This is a genomic window from Sphaerospermopsis sp. FACHB-1094, assembly GCF_014696195.1.
GTDB classification, from domain to species: Bacteria; Cyanobacteriota; Cyanobacteriia; order Cyanobacteriales; family Nostocaceae; genus Sphaerospermopsis; species Sphaerospermopsis kisseleviana.
The window spans coordinates 1-15,175 of the sequence record NZ_JACJPT010000014.1 but is presented as its reverse complement, the minus strand read 5'-3'; the positions used below and the strand labels follow the sequence as shown (position 1 = coordinate 15,175).

Annotated in this window: 21 protein-coding genes and 1 pseudogene; 13 read left to right on the top strand and 9 right to left on the bottom strand. The window is 36.1% G+C overall.

Going from position 1 to position 15,175, the window contains the following annotated elements; all coding sequences use genetic code 11:
• Nucleotides 1-321, top strand: coding sequence for a transcriptional regulator (locus H6F47_RS06335; protein WP_137667205.1), 321 nt, complete (start codon nucleotides 1-3; stop codon nucleotides 319-321).
• Nucleotides 322-384: 63 nt separating this feature from the next.
• Here H6F47_RS06335 and H6F47_RS06330 read toward each other — a convergent pair whose 3' ends face one another.
• Together H6F47_RS06330 and H6F47_RS06325 are read right to left on the bottom strand one after the other, a co-directional pair.
• Nucleotides 385-660, bottom strand: a complete 276-nt coding sequence (locus H6F47_RS06330) for a DUF5615 family PIN-like protein (protein ID WP_190648103.1) — start codon at nucleotides 658-660, stop codon at nucleotides 385-387.
• Nucleotides 644-967 carry a DUF433 domain-containing protein gene (locus tag H6F47_RS06325; RefSeq protein ID WP_190648101.1) on the bottom strand — a complete coding sequence of 108 codons (324 nt, stop codon included), beginning with the start codon at nucleotides 965-967 and terminating at the stop codon, nucleotides 644-646. The genes H6F47_RS06330 and H6F47_RS06325 overlap by 17 nt, the downstream gene beginning before the upstream one ends.
• A gap of 867 nt (nucleotides 968-1,834) precedes the next feature.
• On the opposite strand from H6F47_RS06325, the pseudogene H6F47_RS28420 reads away from it, so the two are divergent.
• Nucleotides 1,835-1,927, top strand: a pseudogene (locus H6F47_RS28420) (DUF433 domain-containing protein); the annotation flags it as partial.
• A gap of 6 nt (nucleotides 1,928-1,933) precedes the next feature.
• On the opposite strand, the gene H6F47_RS06310 reads toward H6F47_RS28420, so the two are convergent.
• Both H6F47_RS06310 and H6F47_RS06305 read right to left on the bottom strand, forming a co-directional pair.
• Nucleotides 1,934-2,365: a hypothetical protein gene (locus tag H6F47_RS06310; protein ID WP_190648099.1), complete on the bottom strand. Its 432-nt coding sequence runs from the start codon at nucleotides 2,363-2,365 to the stop codon at nucleotides 1,934-1,936.
• Nucleotides 2,358-2,615: a hypothetical protein gene (locus tag H6F47_RS06305; RefSeq protein ID WP_190346619.1), complete on the bottom strand. Its 258-nt coding sequence runs from the start codon at nucleotides 2,613-2,615 to the stop codon at nucleotides 2,358-2,360. Before H6F47_RS06305 ends, H6F47_RS06310 begins: the two co-directional genes overlap by 8 nt.
• Nucleotides 2,616-3,042: 427 nt before the next feature.
• Here H6F47_RS06305 and H6F47_RS06300 point away from each other — a divergent pair, with 427 nt between their 5' ends.
• Nucleotides 3,043-3,552: a hypothetical protein gene (locus H6F47_RS06300; protein WP_190648096.1), complete on the top strand. Its 510-nt coding sequence runs from the start codon at nucleotides 3,043-3,045 to the stop codon at nucleotides 3,550-3,552.
• A 93-nt stretch (nucleotides 3,553-3,645) separates the two neighbouring features.
• Complete coding sequence (locus H6F47_RS06295; protein WP_190346618.1) at nucleotides 3,646-3,915, top strand: hypothetical protein; 270 nt, start codon at nucleotides 3,646-3,648, stop codon at nucleotides 3,913-3,915.
• Here H6F47_RS06295 and H6F47_RS06290 read toward each other — a convergent pair.
• Nucleotides 3,896-4,123 (bottom strand): type II toxin-antitoxin system Phd/YefM family antitoxin, encoded by a 228-nt coding sequence (locus H6F47_RS06290; RefSeq protein WP_137667201.1) that lies wholly within the window; start codon nucleotides 4,121-4,123, stop codon nucleotides 3,896-3,898. The two genes, H6F47_RS06295 and H6F47_RS06290, sit on opposite strands and share 20 nt — an antisense overlap.
• Before the next feature lie 46 nt (nucleotides 4,124-4,169).
• On the bottom strand, nucleotides 4,170-4,706 hold the full coding sequence (locus H6F47_RS06285; protein ID WP_190346617.1) for a Uma2 family endonuclease: 537 nt from the start codon (nucleotides 4,704-4,706) through the stop codon (nucleotides 4,170-4,172).
• 678 nt (nucleotides 4,707-5,384) lie between these two features.
• Between H6F47_RS06285 and cysE the strand changes: the two genes are divergently transcribed.
• The 9 genes from cysE (at nucleotide 5,385) to H6F47_RS06240 (ending at nucleotide 12,778) form a co-directional block, all read left to right on the top strand.
• Complete coding sequence (gene cysE, locus H6F47_RS06280; protein ID WP_137667199.1) at nucleotides 5,385-6,113, top strand: serine O-acetyltransferase; 729 nt, start codon at nucleotides 5,385-5,387, stop codon at nucleotides 6,111-6,113.
• A gap of 126 nt (nucleotides 6,114-6,239) precedes the next feature.
• The gene (locus H6F47_RS06275; RefSeq protein ID WP_137667198.1) at nucleotides 6,240-6,497 is read left to right on the top strand and encodes an Asr1405/Asl0597 family protein; all 258 of its coding nucleotides are present in this window, start codon (nucleotides 6,240-6,242) and stop codon (nucleotides 6,495-6,497) included.
• A gap of 286 nt (nucleotides 6,498-6,783) precedes the next feature.
• Nucleotides 6,784-6,981, top strand: a complete 198-nt coding sequence (locus tag H6F47_RS06270; protein ID WP_137667197.1) for a DUF2949 domain-containing protein — start codon at nucleotides 6,784-6,786, stop codon at nucleotides 6,979-6,981.
• 562 nt (nucleotides 6,982-7,543) lie between these two features.
• Entirely contained in the window at nucleotides 7,544-8,677 is a 1,134-nt protein-coding gene (gene nifV, locus H6F47_RS06265) for a homocitrate synthase (protein WP_137667196.1), read from the top strand.
• Nucleotides 8,664-8,954: a nitrogen fixation protein NifZ gene (locus H6F47_RS06260; RefSeq protein ID WP_137667195.1), complete on the top strand. Its 291-nt coding sequence runs from the start codon at nucleotides 8,664-8,666 to the stop codon at nucleotides 8,952-8,954. The genes nifV and H6F47_RS06260 overlap by 14 nt, the downstream gene beginning before the upstream one ends.
• Nucleotides 8,929-9,132 carry a putative nitrogen fixation protein NifT gene (nifT, locus tag H6F47_RS06255; RefSeq protein ID WP_096568637.1) on the top strand — a complete coding sequence of 68 codons (204 nt, stop codon included), beginning with the start codon at nucleotides 8,929-8,931 and terminating at the stop codon, nucleotides 9,130-9,132. The genes H6F47_RS06260 and nifT overlap by 26 nt, the downstream gene beginning before the upstream one ends.
• A 238-nt stretch (nucleotides 9,133-9,370) precedes the next feature.
• Entirely contained in the window at nucleotides 9,371-9,910 is a 540-nt protein-coding gene (locus tag H6F47_RS06250; RefSeq protein ID WP_190346615.1) for a (2Fe-2S) ferredoxin domain-containing protein, read from the top strand.
• 1,042 nt (nucleotides 9,911-10,952) lie between these two features.
• Entirely contained in the window at nucleotides 10,953-12,110 is a 1,158-nt protein-coding gene (locus H6F47_RS06245; RefSeq protein WP_190648094.1) for a hypothetical protein, read from the top strand.
• 47 nt (nucleotides 12,111-12,157) lie between these two features.
• A complete protein-coding gene (locus tag H6F47_RS06240; protein WP_190648092.1) occupies nucleotides 12,158-12,778 on the top strand; it encodes a hypothetical protein in 621 nt (206 codons plus the stop codon).
• A gap of 661 nt (nucleotides 12,779-13,439) precedes the next feature.
• On the opposite strand, the gene H6F47_RS06235 is transcribed toward H6F47_RS06240, so the two are convergent.
• The 3 genes from H6F47_RS06235 to H6F47_RS06225 form a co-directional block, all read right to left on the bottom strand.
• Entirely contained in the window at nucleotides 13,440-13,787 is a 348-nt protein-coding gene (locus tag H6F47_RS06235; RefSeq protein ID WP_096568646.1) for a hypothetical protein, read from the bottom strand.
• A gap of 176 nt (nucleotides 13,788-13,963) precedes the next feature.
• On the bottom strand, nucleotides 13,964-14,377 hold the full coding sequence (locus H6F47_RS06230) for a DCC1-like thiol-disulfide oxidoreductase family protein (protein ID WP_190648090.1): 414 nt from the start codon (nucleotides 14,375-14,377) through the stop codon (nucleotides 13,964-13,966).
• A 324-nt stretch (nucleotides 14,378-14,701) separates the two neighbouring features.
• Complete coding sequence (locus H6F47_RS06225) at nucleotides 14,702-15,055, bottom strand: Rieske (2Fe-2S) protein (RefSeq protein ID WP_096572705.1); 354 nt, start codon at nucleotides 15,053-15,055, stop codon at nucleotides 14,702-14,704.
• Nucleotides 15,056-15,175 lie beyond the last annotated feature (120 nt).

The window sequence follows — 15,175 nt, the reverse complement described above, 5'->3', positions numbered from 1 at the left end:
ATGGGGAAAACTTTAAAGGAAAAATTAGAACAGTTATCACCAGAAAGACGACAAAAAATTGAAGAAGAATCTAAGTTGCTAATTGCTGAAGAAATGGCACGACAACAATTGAGATTAGCACTTAAACTCACTCAGGAACAAATGTCAGAAGTAACTGTTTCTCAAATGGAAAATCGTACTGATTTAATGCTTGCAATTTTGCGAAAGTATATTACTGAGATGGGTGGTGAGTTGCGTCTTGTTGTTGAATTTCCAAACCATCCACCTATTAATATATTAGATATCTCGGAAATTGAAGAATTGGAATCAAAAGCGAGTTAATTTTCATAAAAACTCAAGTTGATTCTTCATATCTTCTGATGCAAGTGTTTCCCAAATCAGAATTCAAGTATTTAATATTTCACCAATTGAACGACGTTTTTGATCACAATATGTAATTCCTGCATGATTTATTCCACTACGATGAAGCATGACAAAATCATCATCATGAGTTATCAAGATCCGGTTTTCAGATAAAGCAAAAGTAATTTGTTCTCTATCTGACACACCAATTAATCCTGCTTCTGAAGTTGTAGTCACATTAATTCCTCGACGACGTAAACCTAACGCAATGGCATTACTAACACTTTCATCTAAATGGAACTTAATTTTTTCTGTCATTGCGCTGTTTCAGTTTTTGTTGCAAAATCGAAGTAGTTTGTGCTTGGATTTCTTGGATGAAAGCTTCTGATTCTGATATTTGTTGCCTAATTTCTTCTCGATGATCATGATAATATGCTAACGCTGCATAGACATCGGATAAAGTAATACTAGGATAGTGGTAGAGAATTTCATCAGGTGACATTCCCATTTGTTCATGCCAAATCACAATATCTTGAACTCGAATCCGATGTCCAGCTATCCGGGGTTTTCCTCCACAAATACCGGGAGTGATTTCTATATGTTCTTTGATTATGTTAAGGGACATATCTATGATTTAGAGAATTATGTAAGCCGATTATATCACTATTTTAGTGGAGATGTCTATTATATTTATCGTAGGGGTTTAGCATTGCTAAACCCCTACCCGTCCATTTGTATCATTTCAGCAATTTAAATGAATGTGATTTAGAAAATTATTTAATTTCTTACTTGTTGAAAAGTTTTATAATTTTTACAAACAACCTCTAAACAAATATCGCCTTGCAAATGAAAATAAATTAGTGATTTTAAATTGGTGTTATCTACTTGATTTTGATTGATAAATGGATAGTATTTAGATAAATATTTCTGAATATCATCTTCAATTTTTTTGAGTTCGACTTCTCCTACCCAAAAACAAATATCCTCATCTTGTGTATTTAGAGGTTGGGAAAAAACCAGGTGAATAATGTGGTAAAGTTCAATTGCGACATCATCAGCTTCAGGACCGAAGGTAAAGTCAAGACGTAATCCCAGGGTTTGAGGATTTCAGGAAATACCAACTAAGTCAGCACTTTTTAAATCATCGAGAAAATCCGATAACATAGGATCATTGTTGATTAATTGAAAAATTGAAAAGATATGATAGAACAAGAACTGCTCAACCGTATTTCCATAGATCCAAAAGTAATGGTAAGAAACCCTACTATTAAAGGTACACGATTAACTGTTGAATATATACTTATAGGACTTACGCATTGACAGGATCAACCAAATATGAGGTACGGATTTCAGGCTTTTTAACGTGATTTTTTAATGATTTTTGAGCGATCGCTATTGATCGGAAGTTAATCGACAAAAGCCTGAAACGACGGATTTTCGTTCATGCACATCATGGTGAATTTGTACAGTGCGTAAGTCCTAACTTAATCTTCTGGCACACGGCGCAACAGTCGCAGAAATCATAGAAGAATATGAAGATTTACTAGAAGCTGATATTCGAGCTTGTTTAGAATTTGCATATTAATTATTCTCATTGAACATACCTAATTATTGTAAATCCAATTAAAATAACTATAAAAAGACGAATAACTTCACTCCAAAAATCTTTATCGTTAATTAATTCCTTGATATAGGGAATGTTATTTTCTCCATCACTGACTGAATTTTCCTGATGTAATGGAGTTTCTGTCATCAAGACTGACTCAGGTAGAGATTCTTTTTCTATTTTAGAATCACTAATTTCTAATTCTTTTTCTTGAGTAACATTTTCTTGGTTCAATTTTGCATCTGAAGAAGATTCTTGTTGTATTTTATCTTCAACTTCTAAATCAGTCTTCGGTTTAAATGCTTCTGTAATTAATGAAGTAAAATTGTACTTTCTTGAAAAAATAGTTGAAGCAAAGGAAATTAAAAAAAGTATCAACGTATTAATAATGTAAGCAATGATATTATATTTATTCATTTTCTATTTTACTCCTGTTATCACAATCCAAATTTAATTTATTACACGCATAAATTCTGATTTTTCTTCCTACCCAGTAACCCACGAATCTACCTTTATTAAATCCATCTATACCTACAATATCGTAAGGAGACCCAAAAACGGGAGAAGTATCATTGTTGTTTATTATGCCACGTAAATTTGTATCATTTTCACCTTCATTAACTCTCAAGTGAGATTGTTTTTGAATATCCAGTGTATTTTTATTCATTATAGATTCTGCTCTGGATTCTAGATTATCCAATAATACAAATGAGCATATTACTAGAATCACAATACTAAAAAGGACAAATTTTCTGATCATTACTATTTTTTGTGAAATTCTTAAAATCCAAATAAACCTGATGGTAATTCTACAATAAAACCAAGAAGCCATAAAGCTAACCAAAGAGCTGCTGCACCTACGAAGAATAATACTAATTGTCCAAAGAAATTGTTGATCATATTGATATCCTCTCTTTAATAGGGTTGTCCAAAGTCAAACTCGCATCTATTCTTAACTACCCTACACCACCTACCCAAACCTGAAAAGCGGAAAAAAGCGGATCGCAAAAAAATTTACAAAAAAGGACGGAAAAAGACTGATAAGTACGGATAAAGTATGCTAAAATTACCTATGTCGTGTTACATTTCTAAATATGCAGATTCACGAACTACTACAATTAGTGGATGACGCTGTTTATCTCAACACAGGTGAGCATCTGAACGACATACAACGCGCAGTTATTGAAGGTTCGCTCAATCATCACAAGTATGCTGATATTGCTGAAAACTGTGGTTGTAGCGCGGGTCATGCAAAGGATGTAGGTTATGAACTTTTACAATTGTTATCTGATATTTTTGATGAACCAGTGGATAAAAAAAATCTTAAATCTGTTCTGGAACGACAGGGAAATGTAAATATTTCTTTCGGTGAAAAGAGTAAAATTAATCATAGTTTAATTGGCTGTATAAATATTAGTTCTACAAATCCTAAAAATAAATCAGATAAAAATAATTCTATTTATCCTAAATTAAAACAGCGTAAAAATAATAAAACTCAGTCAGAAAAAATTGACAAGTTAAGGTATTTTGGTTTAAATGATGAACAAATTGCAGAAGTGCTAGATTTACCTTTAGAGGTTGTAAAGCAGGTAGACTCGGAATAATCAAGCTTTTAATTTTTACGGTGATTTTTCCTTGGTATCTTTCATCTGTACGCAATCAATGTTATAATTACACCAATTCTTGAGTATCCTATTATGAGCCAAATTCTAACTCTGGAACTGAGTGATCAAATAGCGATCGCTATTCAGCAACAAGCTAATAATATTGGTATTTCTCCAGAAAGTTTAGCAACAACATTGCTAGAACAACATTTTAGTCGAGTTTTGGTAGTACCTACAGATGCACAAAAAGAATTAGCACGGGCAAAATTTGAGCGTCATTTTGGCACACTTAATGTTCATAATAGTACAAATATTGACAATGAAAGCATTGATGCAGATTTAGCTAAAGATTATATGCTGTGATGACTTCTTCAGGACTAAAAGATTCTTCATCGTCCTGGGAAATTAAATAACTTTCTATTTGTTTTAAGCGTTTCCATTCTTCATAACTAATGAGAGTCGCTATTGCTTTTCCTGCTTGTTCAATAACAATTGATTTTTCCCCCTGAGTCAGACTATCTAGGAAATCAGTCAAATGTTCTCGAACTTGAGAGGCATTTACTTGAGTCATAACAACTTCCTAATAAACATATTCATTATTCTAACATAACATTATATCATCTTTGCTGAGTCATTGCCATCACATTTGCAACAGTTAATTCTAAAATGTTATCTAGGCTAGGGATTATATCATGATCGGCATAAATAAGCGGTAATTCTTGATTTTCCCATACCCAAATTTGCTTTCTTTGAATGTCAATTAACCAAGCAAGTTCTGTTTCATTACTCAAGCAATGCAGGATTTTCTGTTGTATATCTAATGTACTTTGATCAGGAGAACGAATTTCAATTAACCAGTCTGGTGAAGCTTGTAGGGGTCCATCTTCATCTGTAAAACGTTCACTTTTCACAACCGCAATATCAGGTACAAAAGACATGGGAGGAACAATACACCGCAATTCTTGAATAGCTTCGTAAGCTGTAGTTTGGCTGTTGATGGCGTTAACAAGGTTGCGTTGGAGGCGAGAATGAAACAGCGTTGGCATGGGTTTTTGCTGGGCTTTTCCCTGGATAAACTCCCAAGCAGGAGAGGCTTCAATATTGGGTTGTTGAAGAAAATTGTCTAATGAATTGGTGAGGGTTGAAAATTTCATAGTTGCTGTTATTTATTGTTCACATTTTTGGTAATGTCATTCATTTCTCTGTTCAATATATTGTTTGGTTTGCGGTGCTGCTAATGTCATAGGGCTAATAACTACTATTTACATAAAAATTAGGCGAATTCGTAAGTCTCGATTATAACACAATATAAAAACCCAAGCTAGGTAAAATTCTATAATCGCTAAATTTTTCTTCCTACCTATTGCTATTTTGTATTCCCCTCTACAGAAAATAAAATCCTAAAACAAAATAAAGAAATCGGTCTTTTGACTACCAAAACTCTACACTAATAATAGTAACAGCAAATACATAAAACCTTAATTTCCTGTCATTAACACAACTTTTCACATCAACTGAGTACAACTTAATATATCTCAAAATATCTTGCCTAAATCGCTGTAACTCTCACAGGCAAATAGATTTAATTGAGTACAAAAAACCTCAAACCCTATCCCATAAATACCCGTACCCCTGTAATAAAAATCTAGTACCCCTACCCCAAGAAAGAATGTAAATTTGTGTTAAATATCTGTTAAATAGGGGTTTAAACCTATTGAGTACAATCTTAATAAATTCAATAAATCTAATCGGTAGCTGGGATTTTCTCTGCTTTCAAGTCACCTGGTATAAGCAGAAAAACACAACATGGCTCTTTTAACCAGACAGTACCGATGCAACAGTCTCTAGACAGTCTCAAAACCCAAACTGCAAATACAGACTCGCGGAAAAATCTACTCTCTGGCGATTTTTTAGAGCCATTAATGAGTGATTTTCGCATCATTTTTGAGCGTGATCCAGCCGCACGAAATTGGTTAGAGGTGATCTTTTGTTATCCTGGTTTTCATGCTCTTTGTTTACATCGTCTCGCTCATTGGTTACACATTCGTAAAGTGGGTTTTATTCCCCGTTTAATTTCTCATTGGGGACGATTTTTTACAGGTATTGAAATTCATCCAGGGGCAAAAATTGGTAAAGGTGTATTTATCGATCATGGTATGGGTGTGGTAATTGGTGAAACTGCCATTGTCGGCGATTATACACTCATTTATCAAGGTGTAACTCTCGGTGGAACTGGGAAAGAAAGCGGTAAACGTCATCCCACTTTAGGTAATAACGTGGTTGTGGGTGCAGGTGCGAAAGTTTTGGGAAATATTCAAATTAGCGATCGCGTGCGGATCGGTGCAGGTTCTATCGTTTTACGTGATGTTCCTCCTGATTCTACCGTCGTTGGTATTCCTGGGCGCATTATTTCCCAAAAACAGAAAAAACGCATTTCTCCCTTAGAACATGGAAAATTACCTGATGTGGAAGCAGGTATAATTCGCTCTTTACTTTCCCGCATTGAACAACTTGAACAACAAGTAAAAACTCTCAAAAATCATCAACAAGATGATGTATAGCAATGGAAATATCGGTAGTTCACAAATTGATGATGGAGTTTTCTCGAAAAAAGGGTTTTCCTCCTGACTCCTGACTCCTGCTATATAAGTAAACTGTAAACTTTGCCTATCAACGAGCAGTAATTTATGTCCTTGAATGGTAACTTTTTGGCTTTAGGTGAACAATTTTTGGAAGTTCCTTTGAGCGATCGCTCAGAAATTTTTCACCACTTGCAAGAGTTAATGATTGCCTGTGCTTGTGAACCAGATGGTTCTTTAAGAGTGCAAATTAATAGCTTCAAAGAAGCAGTGATTGTGCAAAATACCATCATGCAATTTTTAGCTTCTCGTGAAGAATTAGTGGAATGGTTAGAAAGTTGTTGGTACTGCGGTTATAATGGCTAATTCTCAAAACCGATGTGAGTGATACAATTCACGACTTATCTCAGGTTTAATCACCACAATATCAGAAGTAAATTCAAGATGCAAATTTAATTTATCTTCTGTCATAGTCAAAGTTATTGTTCACTCACAATTTCGCTTGCATAATCAAGACAATTAACCTAAGCTTAGGTTTCACTTATTTTTTCCGATCTGCTAAATCTCCAATTTCTCTGACATATTTTCTTCTGTAATGGAGTGAAATTAGCAGGTAAATCTGTGTCTATTTTGATATTTTGAACGTCAACTTATGGTAAACGGTAACAGCGATAAGAAATTATTGCAATTTCTACATAGCGAACTGTCACTTTCAAAAGCTGATATTGCTGTTGCTTTGCGACATCGTGAATTTGATCAAGGTCCCATTCCCATGCTGCTTTGGCAATATGGTTTGATAGATTTACAACAGTTAGAAAAGATTTTTGATTGGTTAGTCGAACAAGGTTAATCAATTGAAAATTGACAATTGACAATTGACAATTAAACAATATCAGGATCTTCCAGAAATATATATTCTGACTCCTGACTCCTGACTCCTGACTCCTGACTTCTTAATTATGAGGTAAATATTATGATTACGAGTTTAATTGCTGGACTGAGTATTTTGTTACTGACAGGACTTACTAATAGCTATATTAGCTACTGGCTATTTGTAGAACATCCCAAACATGAGCAAAATAAATCTTCCTAAATGATACCGAAATTTAGTTTCCTAACATACAGATGTGGTGTGAGTTATTGAGCAATAATTAAATATTATCAACTGTTTGGAATAACTCCTGTTATTTTTAGCAGTTATCTACAAAAATTAATATTTACTTTATATCTATGTGGAATGGCCATTGTAGCATTAAAGGACATTAGTAAAAACTAAGAATTCAGGATTCAGGAGTCAGAATATTTGATCAATACTTAGATGATCAAATACTGTTTTGTGGCGTAAACGTCAAAAATCTGACCACTAATAGCTGAACGTTTACAGTAAAAACTTGGCTAGAGGAATGTTTGAGATGAGTCAAATTAGTATTAATGATACTACGTTACGTGACGGGGAACAAGCGGCAGGAGTTGCTTTTAACTTAGAAGAAAAAGTAGCGATCGCCAAATTTCTCGATGCCATTGGTGTACCAGAATTAGAAGTAGGTATACCCGCAATGGGAGAGGAAGAAATTCTTGCTATCAAAGCAATTTCTGAGTTAAATTTAGATACTAAATTACTAGCTTGGAATCGTGCAGTTATCTCAGATATAAAAGCCTCTATTGCCTGTGGAATCAAAAGAATACATATTGCTATTCCCGTTTCTGGTATTCAAATTGCCGCCAAATTTCATGGTCAATGGCGAGTTAGTTTACAAAGACTAAAAGACTGTATTAACTTTGCTCTAGATCATGATTTATGGGTAGCAGTAGGGGGAGAAGATTCTTCTAGAGCAGATGAAAATTTTCTCCAAGATGTAGCTTTATATGCTCAAGAATGGGGTGCATCTAGATTTCGTTTTTGTGATACAGTGGGAATCCTTGAACCTTTTAAAACTCACCTCAAAGTTAAACGATTAGTATCTACTTTATCAATTCCCGTAGAAATTCACACCCATAATGATTTTGGTTTAGCAACTGCTAATGCTATTGCGGGAATTAGAGCCGGCGCACTTTCTGTCAATACCACCGTGAATGGTTTAGGAGAAAGAGCAGGAAATGCAGCTTTAGAAGAAGTTGTTATGGCTTTAAAACATATCTACAATGTTGACTTAGGAATTGATACAAAAAATTTCTTAAAACTATCTCAATTAGTTGCTAATGCTGCCGGTGCAAACGTGCCACCTTGGAAAGCAATTGTCGGTGAAAATACCTTTGCTCATGAATCAGGAATTCATGCTGATGGTGTCATCAAAAACCCAGAAACCTATGAACCATTTGCACCAGAAGCAGTAGGTTGGGAACGTCGTTTAGTCATCGGTAAACATTCTGGAAGGCATTTATTATCTAACTTATTAGCACAGCATGGGATATTTTTGAATGACGAAGAAACCCAAGCTGTTTTAAATGCAGTTCGCCATGAATCAACCATCAAAAAACGCAATCTTTCTCCAGAAGAATTGTTGAATTTAGTACAAGAACAGAGGTATTTTCATGCAGCGAGATGAGATAGAACTAAATGATCCACCAGTGTTTGAAATTGGTGAAAAAGTCCGAGTTAAGAAACTCATCAAAAATGATGGTACTTTTCCAGGGCGAGAAATTGGGGAAGTTTTAGCCAAAATTGGAGACGTTGGTTATGTGGCAAGTATAGGAACTTTTTTACAAGCTTACTATATTTATGCCGTACATTTTTTAGATACAGGGTACATCATCGGTTGTCGCAAAAGAGAACTAGAATCTGCTGAGGAAACATCAAATGAAAGTCATGCTACGGACGAATGATGCTGGAACTTTGGTTGTCTATGTCGCTAAGAAAGACTTAGAAGAAGAAGTTGTGAAACAAACAGACAGTGATGCAGGTAAAGTTCTCACTTTAGCTAATGGTTGGGAATTAGAATTTAGTGAAATTCCTACTCAAGAAAGTTTACCTCAAACTTTAGAAGCTAAACGTCTGTCCTAAGATTATCTCAGGATTTTATCTCAGGATTTTATCTCAGGATTTTATCTCAGAATTTAGCTATCAGCATTCAGTTATCAGCTAATACTTAAAAGCTGAAATAAAAAGAATCAGAATTAATGAAGAAGAATATGTAATTTTCTAAAAATTCATACTTCTGAATTTTCCCCATTGCTGTTCTTCGCTGAATGTTGATAGCTAATATTATTTTCTCTCATTTTCTCTCGTGAGGGTTATCAATATGGGTGAAAAATATCTCACATTATCTGAAGTGAATCTGGAAGGACAGTTTTTAGGTTTTGTTGGTAACAAACCCGAAAAATATAAACATTTGCGTTTAGCTATTCCTGGGGGAACTTTAAAAATTAAAATTCCCCAAGATTTACTTTGTTCCTTGGTTGCTAATTTAGTATCTGGTGAACAAGTTATCATTCATGCTATTAGTAAATTAAATCCACGCACCAGTAAACTTAAACTTATTGCTTATCGAGTTCAACAAGTTGGTTTTTGTCCTATTCATTACCAACTACCAGAAAATACAGCTAAAATTATGGTTTGTCAAAAATCAGGCTGTGTGAAACGAGGTGGTAAAGGTTTATTGTCAGAATTAGAAAAAACTTTGTGCGATCGCGGTTTACTGCATAAAGTCAAAATTGAACACACCGACTGTCAAAAACGTTGTAGTAGCGCCCCTAATTGTGTTTTAATGTTGGGTAAAAAACAATATAATAAAATTCATCCAGAGGCGATCGCATCTTTGCTAGAAAATCATTTAACTTAATAGACCTCTCCAAAATAGAATGTATTAATTTGTCATAAGTTGTCATAAGTTGTCATAAGTTGTAGGGGCGAAGCTTATGGGCGATAATTTAACGGAAAAATCAGACATCTAGATATCCCATAAGCTTAGACCTGCCCCCATAAATAAGTTCCATAATTTCTTTTCTGGAGATGTCTAATAGGCATCTGGTGGTAATGAATGTAGGGACAATTCATGAATTGTCCCTACCAAAGGTTTCAGGTTATGCTTATTTAATTTTCGGAGATATGTGAGATAAGCTGTTGTGCATTTAATTTGTATAAGTGGAACAGGCATCTTGCCTGTTAAACAAGAGTTCAGAATATTAGAATTATACAATTAGGACTTACGCAAGATGTGACTAAAAACCTTATTCTTGCGTAGGGGTAATTCATGAATTACCCCTACTTTCGTTTCCTTTTGCGTAAGTCCTGACAATTTAGCTGTGTAACAGCTTATCTAATGATAAATTAACAAATTTCCTAACAACGTATTAATTCTTATTAATCCTTGTTAATATTGTAACTTTTAATTACATTTTTCTGTTCAAAAGTTAAGAGTTTTTAATCTTCAGGCAGTTGACAGAAAACCTAAAAAAAACTGATAAACAAAGTAAATATAACAAAATAGCAGATTTACAAGCAAAAAATATGTATTTTATCCCAATAAATCTTTGATAAAAAAGATATCTCGTAAATCCTGACTATTATCTTACCAAAATAGCACTATAGTCATCCGGTTTGATTTCTGAATTTATCTGTGTAGGCAGGCAAGAGGCAATAGTTCGACTTCGCTCACCAACCAGGCAAAAGGCTTTTAGAGAATTTTGGTGTACGGAGTTTTTTTCAATAATCAAATAGGAGTCCTATATAAACAAAATAGTAATTAACTTGTTAAAAATATTGATCCTCACTCAGCCTGAGTAAATTTAAAAATATCAGTACTGGTAAAAGTTTGGTTTTTAGCAAAAAAATGCTATAACAGTGACACGAAACAAATGTATAAAAGTGTGAGGAGTACAACTTTGACTACACGCAAATTCGCCAACATCATCTCAGCCAACTGGATGCAGTTTTTAAGCATCAATTTATTAGGATGTCTTTTACTATCTACATCTGCCGGCATAAAACCCGCGTCTGCGGTTGATAACTCAGTTCCTGCTACTGTCAGCAACGAACTAGAAACCCAGCTAGAAACAGTATCCAGCCAAAATTTCAGCCAAGAATCTCAAGATACAAAATCTCAAGATACAAAATCTCAAGATACAGTTATTGAAAACAATCAACCGCTGAAGTTTTCCCCAGCACCTGAAACTATCTCACAGCTAGATTTCTCTACCAGCCTCGGTGATACCTTTCAACCAGCAAATCAAAACTCTTCTGTTAAAAAGTCTTCTTTTCAGCCCAAACCACCTCAAACCATCGCTCAAGTAGATCCTTCTGCTGGTACAACTGTAGGTGATACTTTTTCAGAAGCAAATAGACTACGCCAGGAACTACTGATTGATCCCATTATCCAAATTCAACCTCCCCTCAAAGCTGCTCCTGGCTCCAGTGCAGGTACACCCACTGCCTATGGTGCAGGTTGGGGACAAGCTTTTATTGGTGGTGGACTATTCTTTCCTTTTGATGGCAAAGTAGATGGTTCTATGTCTGTCGGTTTTGGTTTAGGAAACGCAGTCAAATCAGCAGGTCTAGAAGTCGCCTTCAATATTATCAGTCTCGGTGGTCAAAATAACTTCTTTGGAGACTTTGCTGATAGTGGCACCGTAGGCTTAAAACTACACAGAATCCTGTCCAGGGATACAGCTGTAGCCGTTGGTTGGTCAAATGCCATTAAATGGGGAGAAGCAGATATTCCCCAAGAGACTATTTATGGTGTAGTTAGCCAGAGATTTGACGAACTCTCTGTTTCTTTGGGTGTTGGTAGTGGCAGCTTCAGATCCAAAGGTGCTAGAAATGCCGGTGAGAATGATCCTAACTTATTTGCCAGCATAGGTTATAGAGTCACACCACAAGCATCCCTCGTTAGTAGTTGGACTGGAAGTGGTCTTAACTTAGGTGCTTCTTTTGTTCCCTTCAAACAAAGTCCTATGGTGATCAATGCTATCTTTACCGATGTCACTGACAACCTTAATAGTTCTGGATTTACTTTAAGTGCAGGTTATAGTCTTCAGTTCTAAAATTTGTTTTTTCCACCACGGCAATTTCACCTAAAAAGGGCAAAACCATGATTAAACAAAAATTGACCCTCACCTTGGGTTTAATCTCTATATTATTAGGTTCTTTGGCTGCTTCTCCCCCCAGAGCCAATGCAGGTCAACAAACAGTCCCAGGAACTACCCAAGACTCATCCAGTTTGGCTGGGGATACTTTGGCAGTTGGTCAACTTTTGCAAGGAGGAACACCAACAATAACAGGTATTTCTGTTAGTTCTGCTGATGGTGGTGATGTCATTATTACTATTGATAACCCCCAAATTCAGACAAACTTGATTGCTGCTGCCGCTGCAGTAATCTCTACAAGCACCACACCTGAGTCTCAAGCTATTGTTAGCTTATTCTCGGGTGTCACTACTGATAATCTACCTACTGTTAATGTTTCCGGAGTTTCTGCACCATTGGCCTCTGCATTAATCTCTGCCGTGAATAATCTCATTGTTCGAGATTCAAGTGGTGCGGTCATCAGTGTAGATATCAATAATTTAGAGACAGCTATTACAGCCTACAATAATCTTGTCCTGGCTACTGCTCCAAATAATCTCCAAGCATTATCACAAGATCCAAATTTCAGAGAAATTCGTAATGCTCTCGAAACCCTTAGAGACTCTTTAAATCAAAGAAGCAATTAGTCAGAAATGAAACCCAGTATCTACACAATCAAAATCTAAAAGATTGTCATAGAAAGCTGGCAATAATGATCTCCTGACTCATTGAACTCTTGACTCCTAGAACTCCTCAATATAAGTTGTGCATCACCCTTGTAGAGACGTTGCAAGCAACGTCTCTATATATATGACCGGAGATGTCTATTTAGGGTTTGCTGAATAAACCTAAAACCTTGATATATCAAAGGTTAGAGGCTGATAAACACAGAAATTAGTGCAAGGGTTTTGAAGGGTATACCGGAAAAAGTGTGCATTTTTTGGGATTTCAAGAGATGGCAAAGAAATTTTCCAATCTCCTCCTGACTCCTGACTCCTGACTCCTGACTCCTATGCCCTCACGGAAAGACTTTCTCAGCAACCCCTATTTAGGGCTTGCTGAAAAAGTCCTTTCGTGAAGATTAAGGAGTTTATCATTAATATCTGTACCTCATAATAACGGAAACTGCTGTAATTAGGGTTTGCTGACCTGTCACCTGTCACCTGTCACCTAGCTTTCACAGATAACTTTTTCAGCAAAGCCTAATTAATTCATAAAATTATAAAATTATGGCATATTTACAATATAAATATCTCCCGACTTTTAATAAAAATTTCGCTATTGCTTGTTTTTACAGTCGGGAGACGGTTAACCAGATATACTTTCTATTAAGTGCCAATTGCGACTATGTTCAATCTGCTGTCGGACAAAATCAAAGACTTGTCGGCAATGATTGTCCAATTTAAGTGGTAGTTCCTCATTTTTGATCACAATATTCATGCGGGTTTCCTCGTCCGTAGCAGTGGATTTATCAATCAATACTTCCACTGTCACTAACCTGGAAAATGATACATTTCCGGGAATTTCACGAGCCATAATGTAATCTGGTGTGTAGTATTGAATTTCCAAATCACAATACTGTAGTAGCTCTATCAGCAATGGTTGTAGATAGTCGCTGGCAACAGAAACAAGAAAAGAACAGGTATAGCGAGCCATAATAGCCCCATTTTGGTAACAATCTGTCCATCTTATAATAATTTAAGTTGCCAGTTATCAAAATCTCAGGGCTAAGGGGTAGGGGCAAACCCCCCGTGGTTGCCCCAGGAGGCAGTTGTTTAATGTAGGGACAATTCATGAATTGTCCCTACGATAATTTTCACTGCTAGGTCTAATTACCCATTACCTATTCTGCAATCATCATCTATGCAATATGCTGATTGATAAGTATTCGCACGTTTACCAAACACGGTATAGCGATTATCTCTGATTTGTGCATAAAATCTATCTCCTGCCCATTTCATACCCGGTAAGGCGCGATAAGCTTCCACAAATACACTACCTAGCGGTAATAGTCGCCCAATTTCTTCCGCTGCATTGCTACCTTGCCAACGTTTTGATGGACTTTGAGCATCTATTAAAATCATACCCTGTTCACAATCTTGGGCAGTAATTCCCCATTGGGATAATACCTTTTCATCTTGCATGGGGATGTAGCGAAACAGCTTTCCTTGGTCTAGATTTTCTAATAATTGCACTAAAGTAACACAGAGATTGCAATTGCCATCATAAATCACGTAGTAATTCATATTAGACTTGTCCAGAAAAGAAATTATGGAACTTATTTATGGGGGCTGGTCGAAGCTTATGGGATATCTAGATGTCTGATTTTTCCGTCAAATTATCGCCCATAAGCTTCGCCCCTACAACTGGGGAGGTCAGGAGGTGGGGAGGTGGGGAGAAAAATTAATTCTGACTCCTGACTCCTGTACGGGCGAAGTAGGGGCGAAGCATTCGGAAAATAACCTGTGATAAAAATTGATAATTAGTTGCCCGAATGCTTCGCCCTTACAGGAAAATAGACTATTCATAAAATTGATAATTTGTTGCCCGAATGCTTCGCCCCTACGATTTTATTCTGGTAAGTCAATCAAAATATTGCCATCTTCCACACGGAGAGGAAATACTGGCAGGGTTTTGGCTGCGGATACCATTGATAGTAATTTACCAACTCCGGGTGGCCAAGGACACCAAGTTTTTACTTCTCCAGTATTTAGGTCAAAGGCACTACGATGGAAAGAACAAACAATAGCTCCGTCTTGAATTTTACCGGATTTCATAGGTAATTTGAGGTGAGGACAGCTATTTTCCACGGCATAAAGCTGATTTTCGTGGTTTAACACTAAAATATTTCTGTTTCCTACTTTTACCACTTCTCGCGCCCCAGGGGATAGGGCGTTAACTTCGAGAATTTTTGTCCAGGCCATTGTGTTCTCCGTTTTTTTCTTTTTCGATAGCTGTTTTTAGTTTCTCGCAATTATGTCATTTGCGATCGCCATCATAGGGGACTGGGGACTGGGGACTGGGGACTGGGGACTGGGGACTGG

Excerpts from the sequence above, each read along its gene's own strand:
- H6F47_RS06335 (WP_137667205.1), top strand. The coding sequence starts at position 1 with ATGGGGAAAACTTTAAAGGAAAAATTAGAACAGTTATCACCAGAAAGA.
- H6F47_RS06330 (WP_190648103.1), bottom strand. The coding sequence starts at position 660 with ATGACAGAAAAAATTAAGTTCCATTTAGATGAAAGTGTTAGTAATGCC.
- H6F47_RS06325 (WP_190648101.1), bottom strand. The coding sequence starts at position 967 with ATGTCCCTTAACATAATCAAAGAACATATAGAAATCACTCCCGGTATT.
- H6F47_RS06310 (WP_190648099.1), bottom strand. The coding sequence starts at position 2,365 with ATGAATAAATATAATATCATTGCTTACATTATTAATACGTTGATACTT.
- H6F47_RS06305 (WP_190346619.1), bottom strand. The coding sequence starts at position 2,615 with ATGAATAAAAATACACTGGATATTCAAAAACAATCTCACTTGAGAGTT.
- H6F47_RS06300 (WP_190648096.1), top strand. The coding sequence starts at position 3,043 with ATGCAGATTCACGAACTACTACAATTAGTGGATGACGCTGTTTATCTC.
- H6F47_RS06295 (WP_190346618.1), top strand. The coding sequence starts at position 3,646 with ATGAGCCAAATTCTAACTCTGGAACTGAGTGATCAAATAGCGATCGCT.
- H6F47_RS06290 (WP_137667201.1), bottom strand. The coding sequence starts at position 4,123 with ATGACTCAAGTAAATGCCTCTCAAGTTCGAGAACATTTGACTGATTTC.
- H6F47_RS06285 (WP_190346617.1), bottom strand. The coding sequence starts at position 4,706 with ATGAAATTTTCAACCCTCACCAATTCATTAGACAATTTTCTTCAACAA.
- cysE (WP_137667199.1), top strand. The coding sequence starts at position 5,385 with ATGCAACAGTCTCTAGACAGTCTCAAAACCCAAACTGCAAATACAGAC.
- H6F47_RS06275 (WP_137667198.1), top strand. The coding sequence starts at position 6,240 with ATGTCCTTGAATGGTAACTTTTTGGCTTTAGGTGAACAATTTTTGGAA.
- H6F47_RS06270 (WP_137667197.1), top strand. The coding sequence starts at position 6,784 with ATGGTAAACGGTAACAGCGATAAGAAATTATTGCAATTTCTACATAGC.
- nifV (WP_137667196.1), top strand. The coding sequence starts at position 7,544 with ATGAGTCAAATTAGTATTAATGATACTACGTTACGTGACGGGGAACAA.
- H6F47_RS06260 (WP_137667195.1), top strand. The coding sequence starts at position 8,664 with ATGCAGCGAGATGAGATAGAACTAAATGATCCACCAGTGTTTGAAATT.
- nifT (WP_096568637.1), top strand. The coding sequence starts at position 8,929 with ATGAAAGTCATGCTACGGACGAATGATGCTGGAACTTTGGTTGTCTAT.
- H6F47_RS06250 (WP_190346615.1), top strand. The coding sequence starts at position 9,371 with ATGGGTGAAAAATATCTCACATTATCTGAAGTGAATCTGGAAGGACAG.
- H6F47_RS06240 (WP_190648092.1), top strand. The coding sequence starts at position 12,158 with ATGATTAAACAAAAATTGACCCTCACCTTGGGTTTAATCTCTATATTA.
- H6F47_RS06235 (WP_096568646.1), bottom strand. The coding sequence starts at position 13,787 with ATGGCTCGCTATACCTGTTCTTTTCTTGTTTCTGTTGCCAGCGACTAT.
- H6F47_RS06230 (WP_190648090.1), bottom strand. The coding sequence starts at position 14,377 with ATGAATTACTACGTGATTTATGATGGCAATTGCAATCTCTGTGTTACT.
- H6F47_RS06225 (WP_096572705.1), bottom strand. The coding sequence starts at position 15,055 with ATGGCCTGGACAAAAATTCTCGAAGTTAACGCCCTATCCCCTGGGGCG.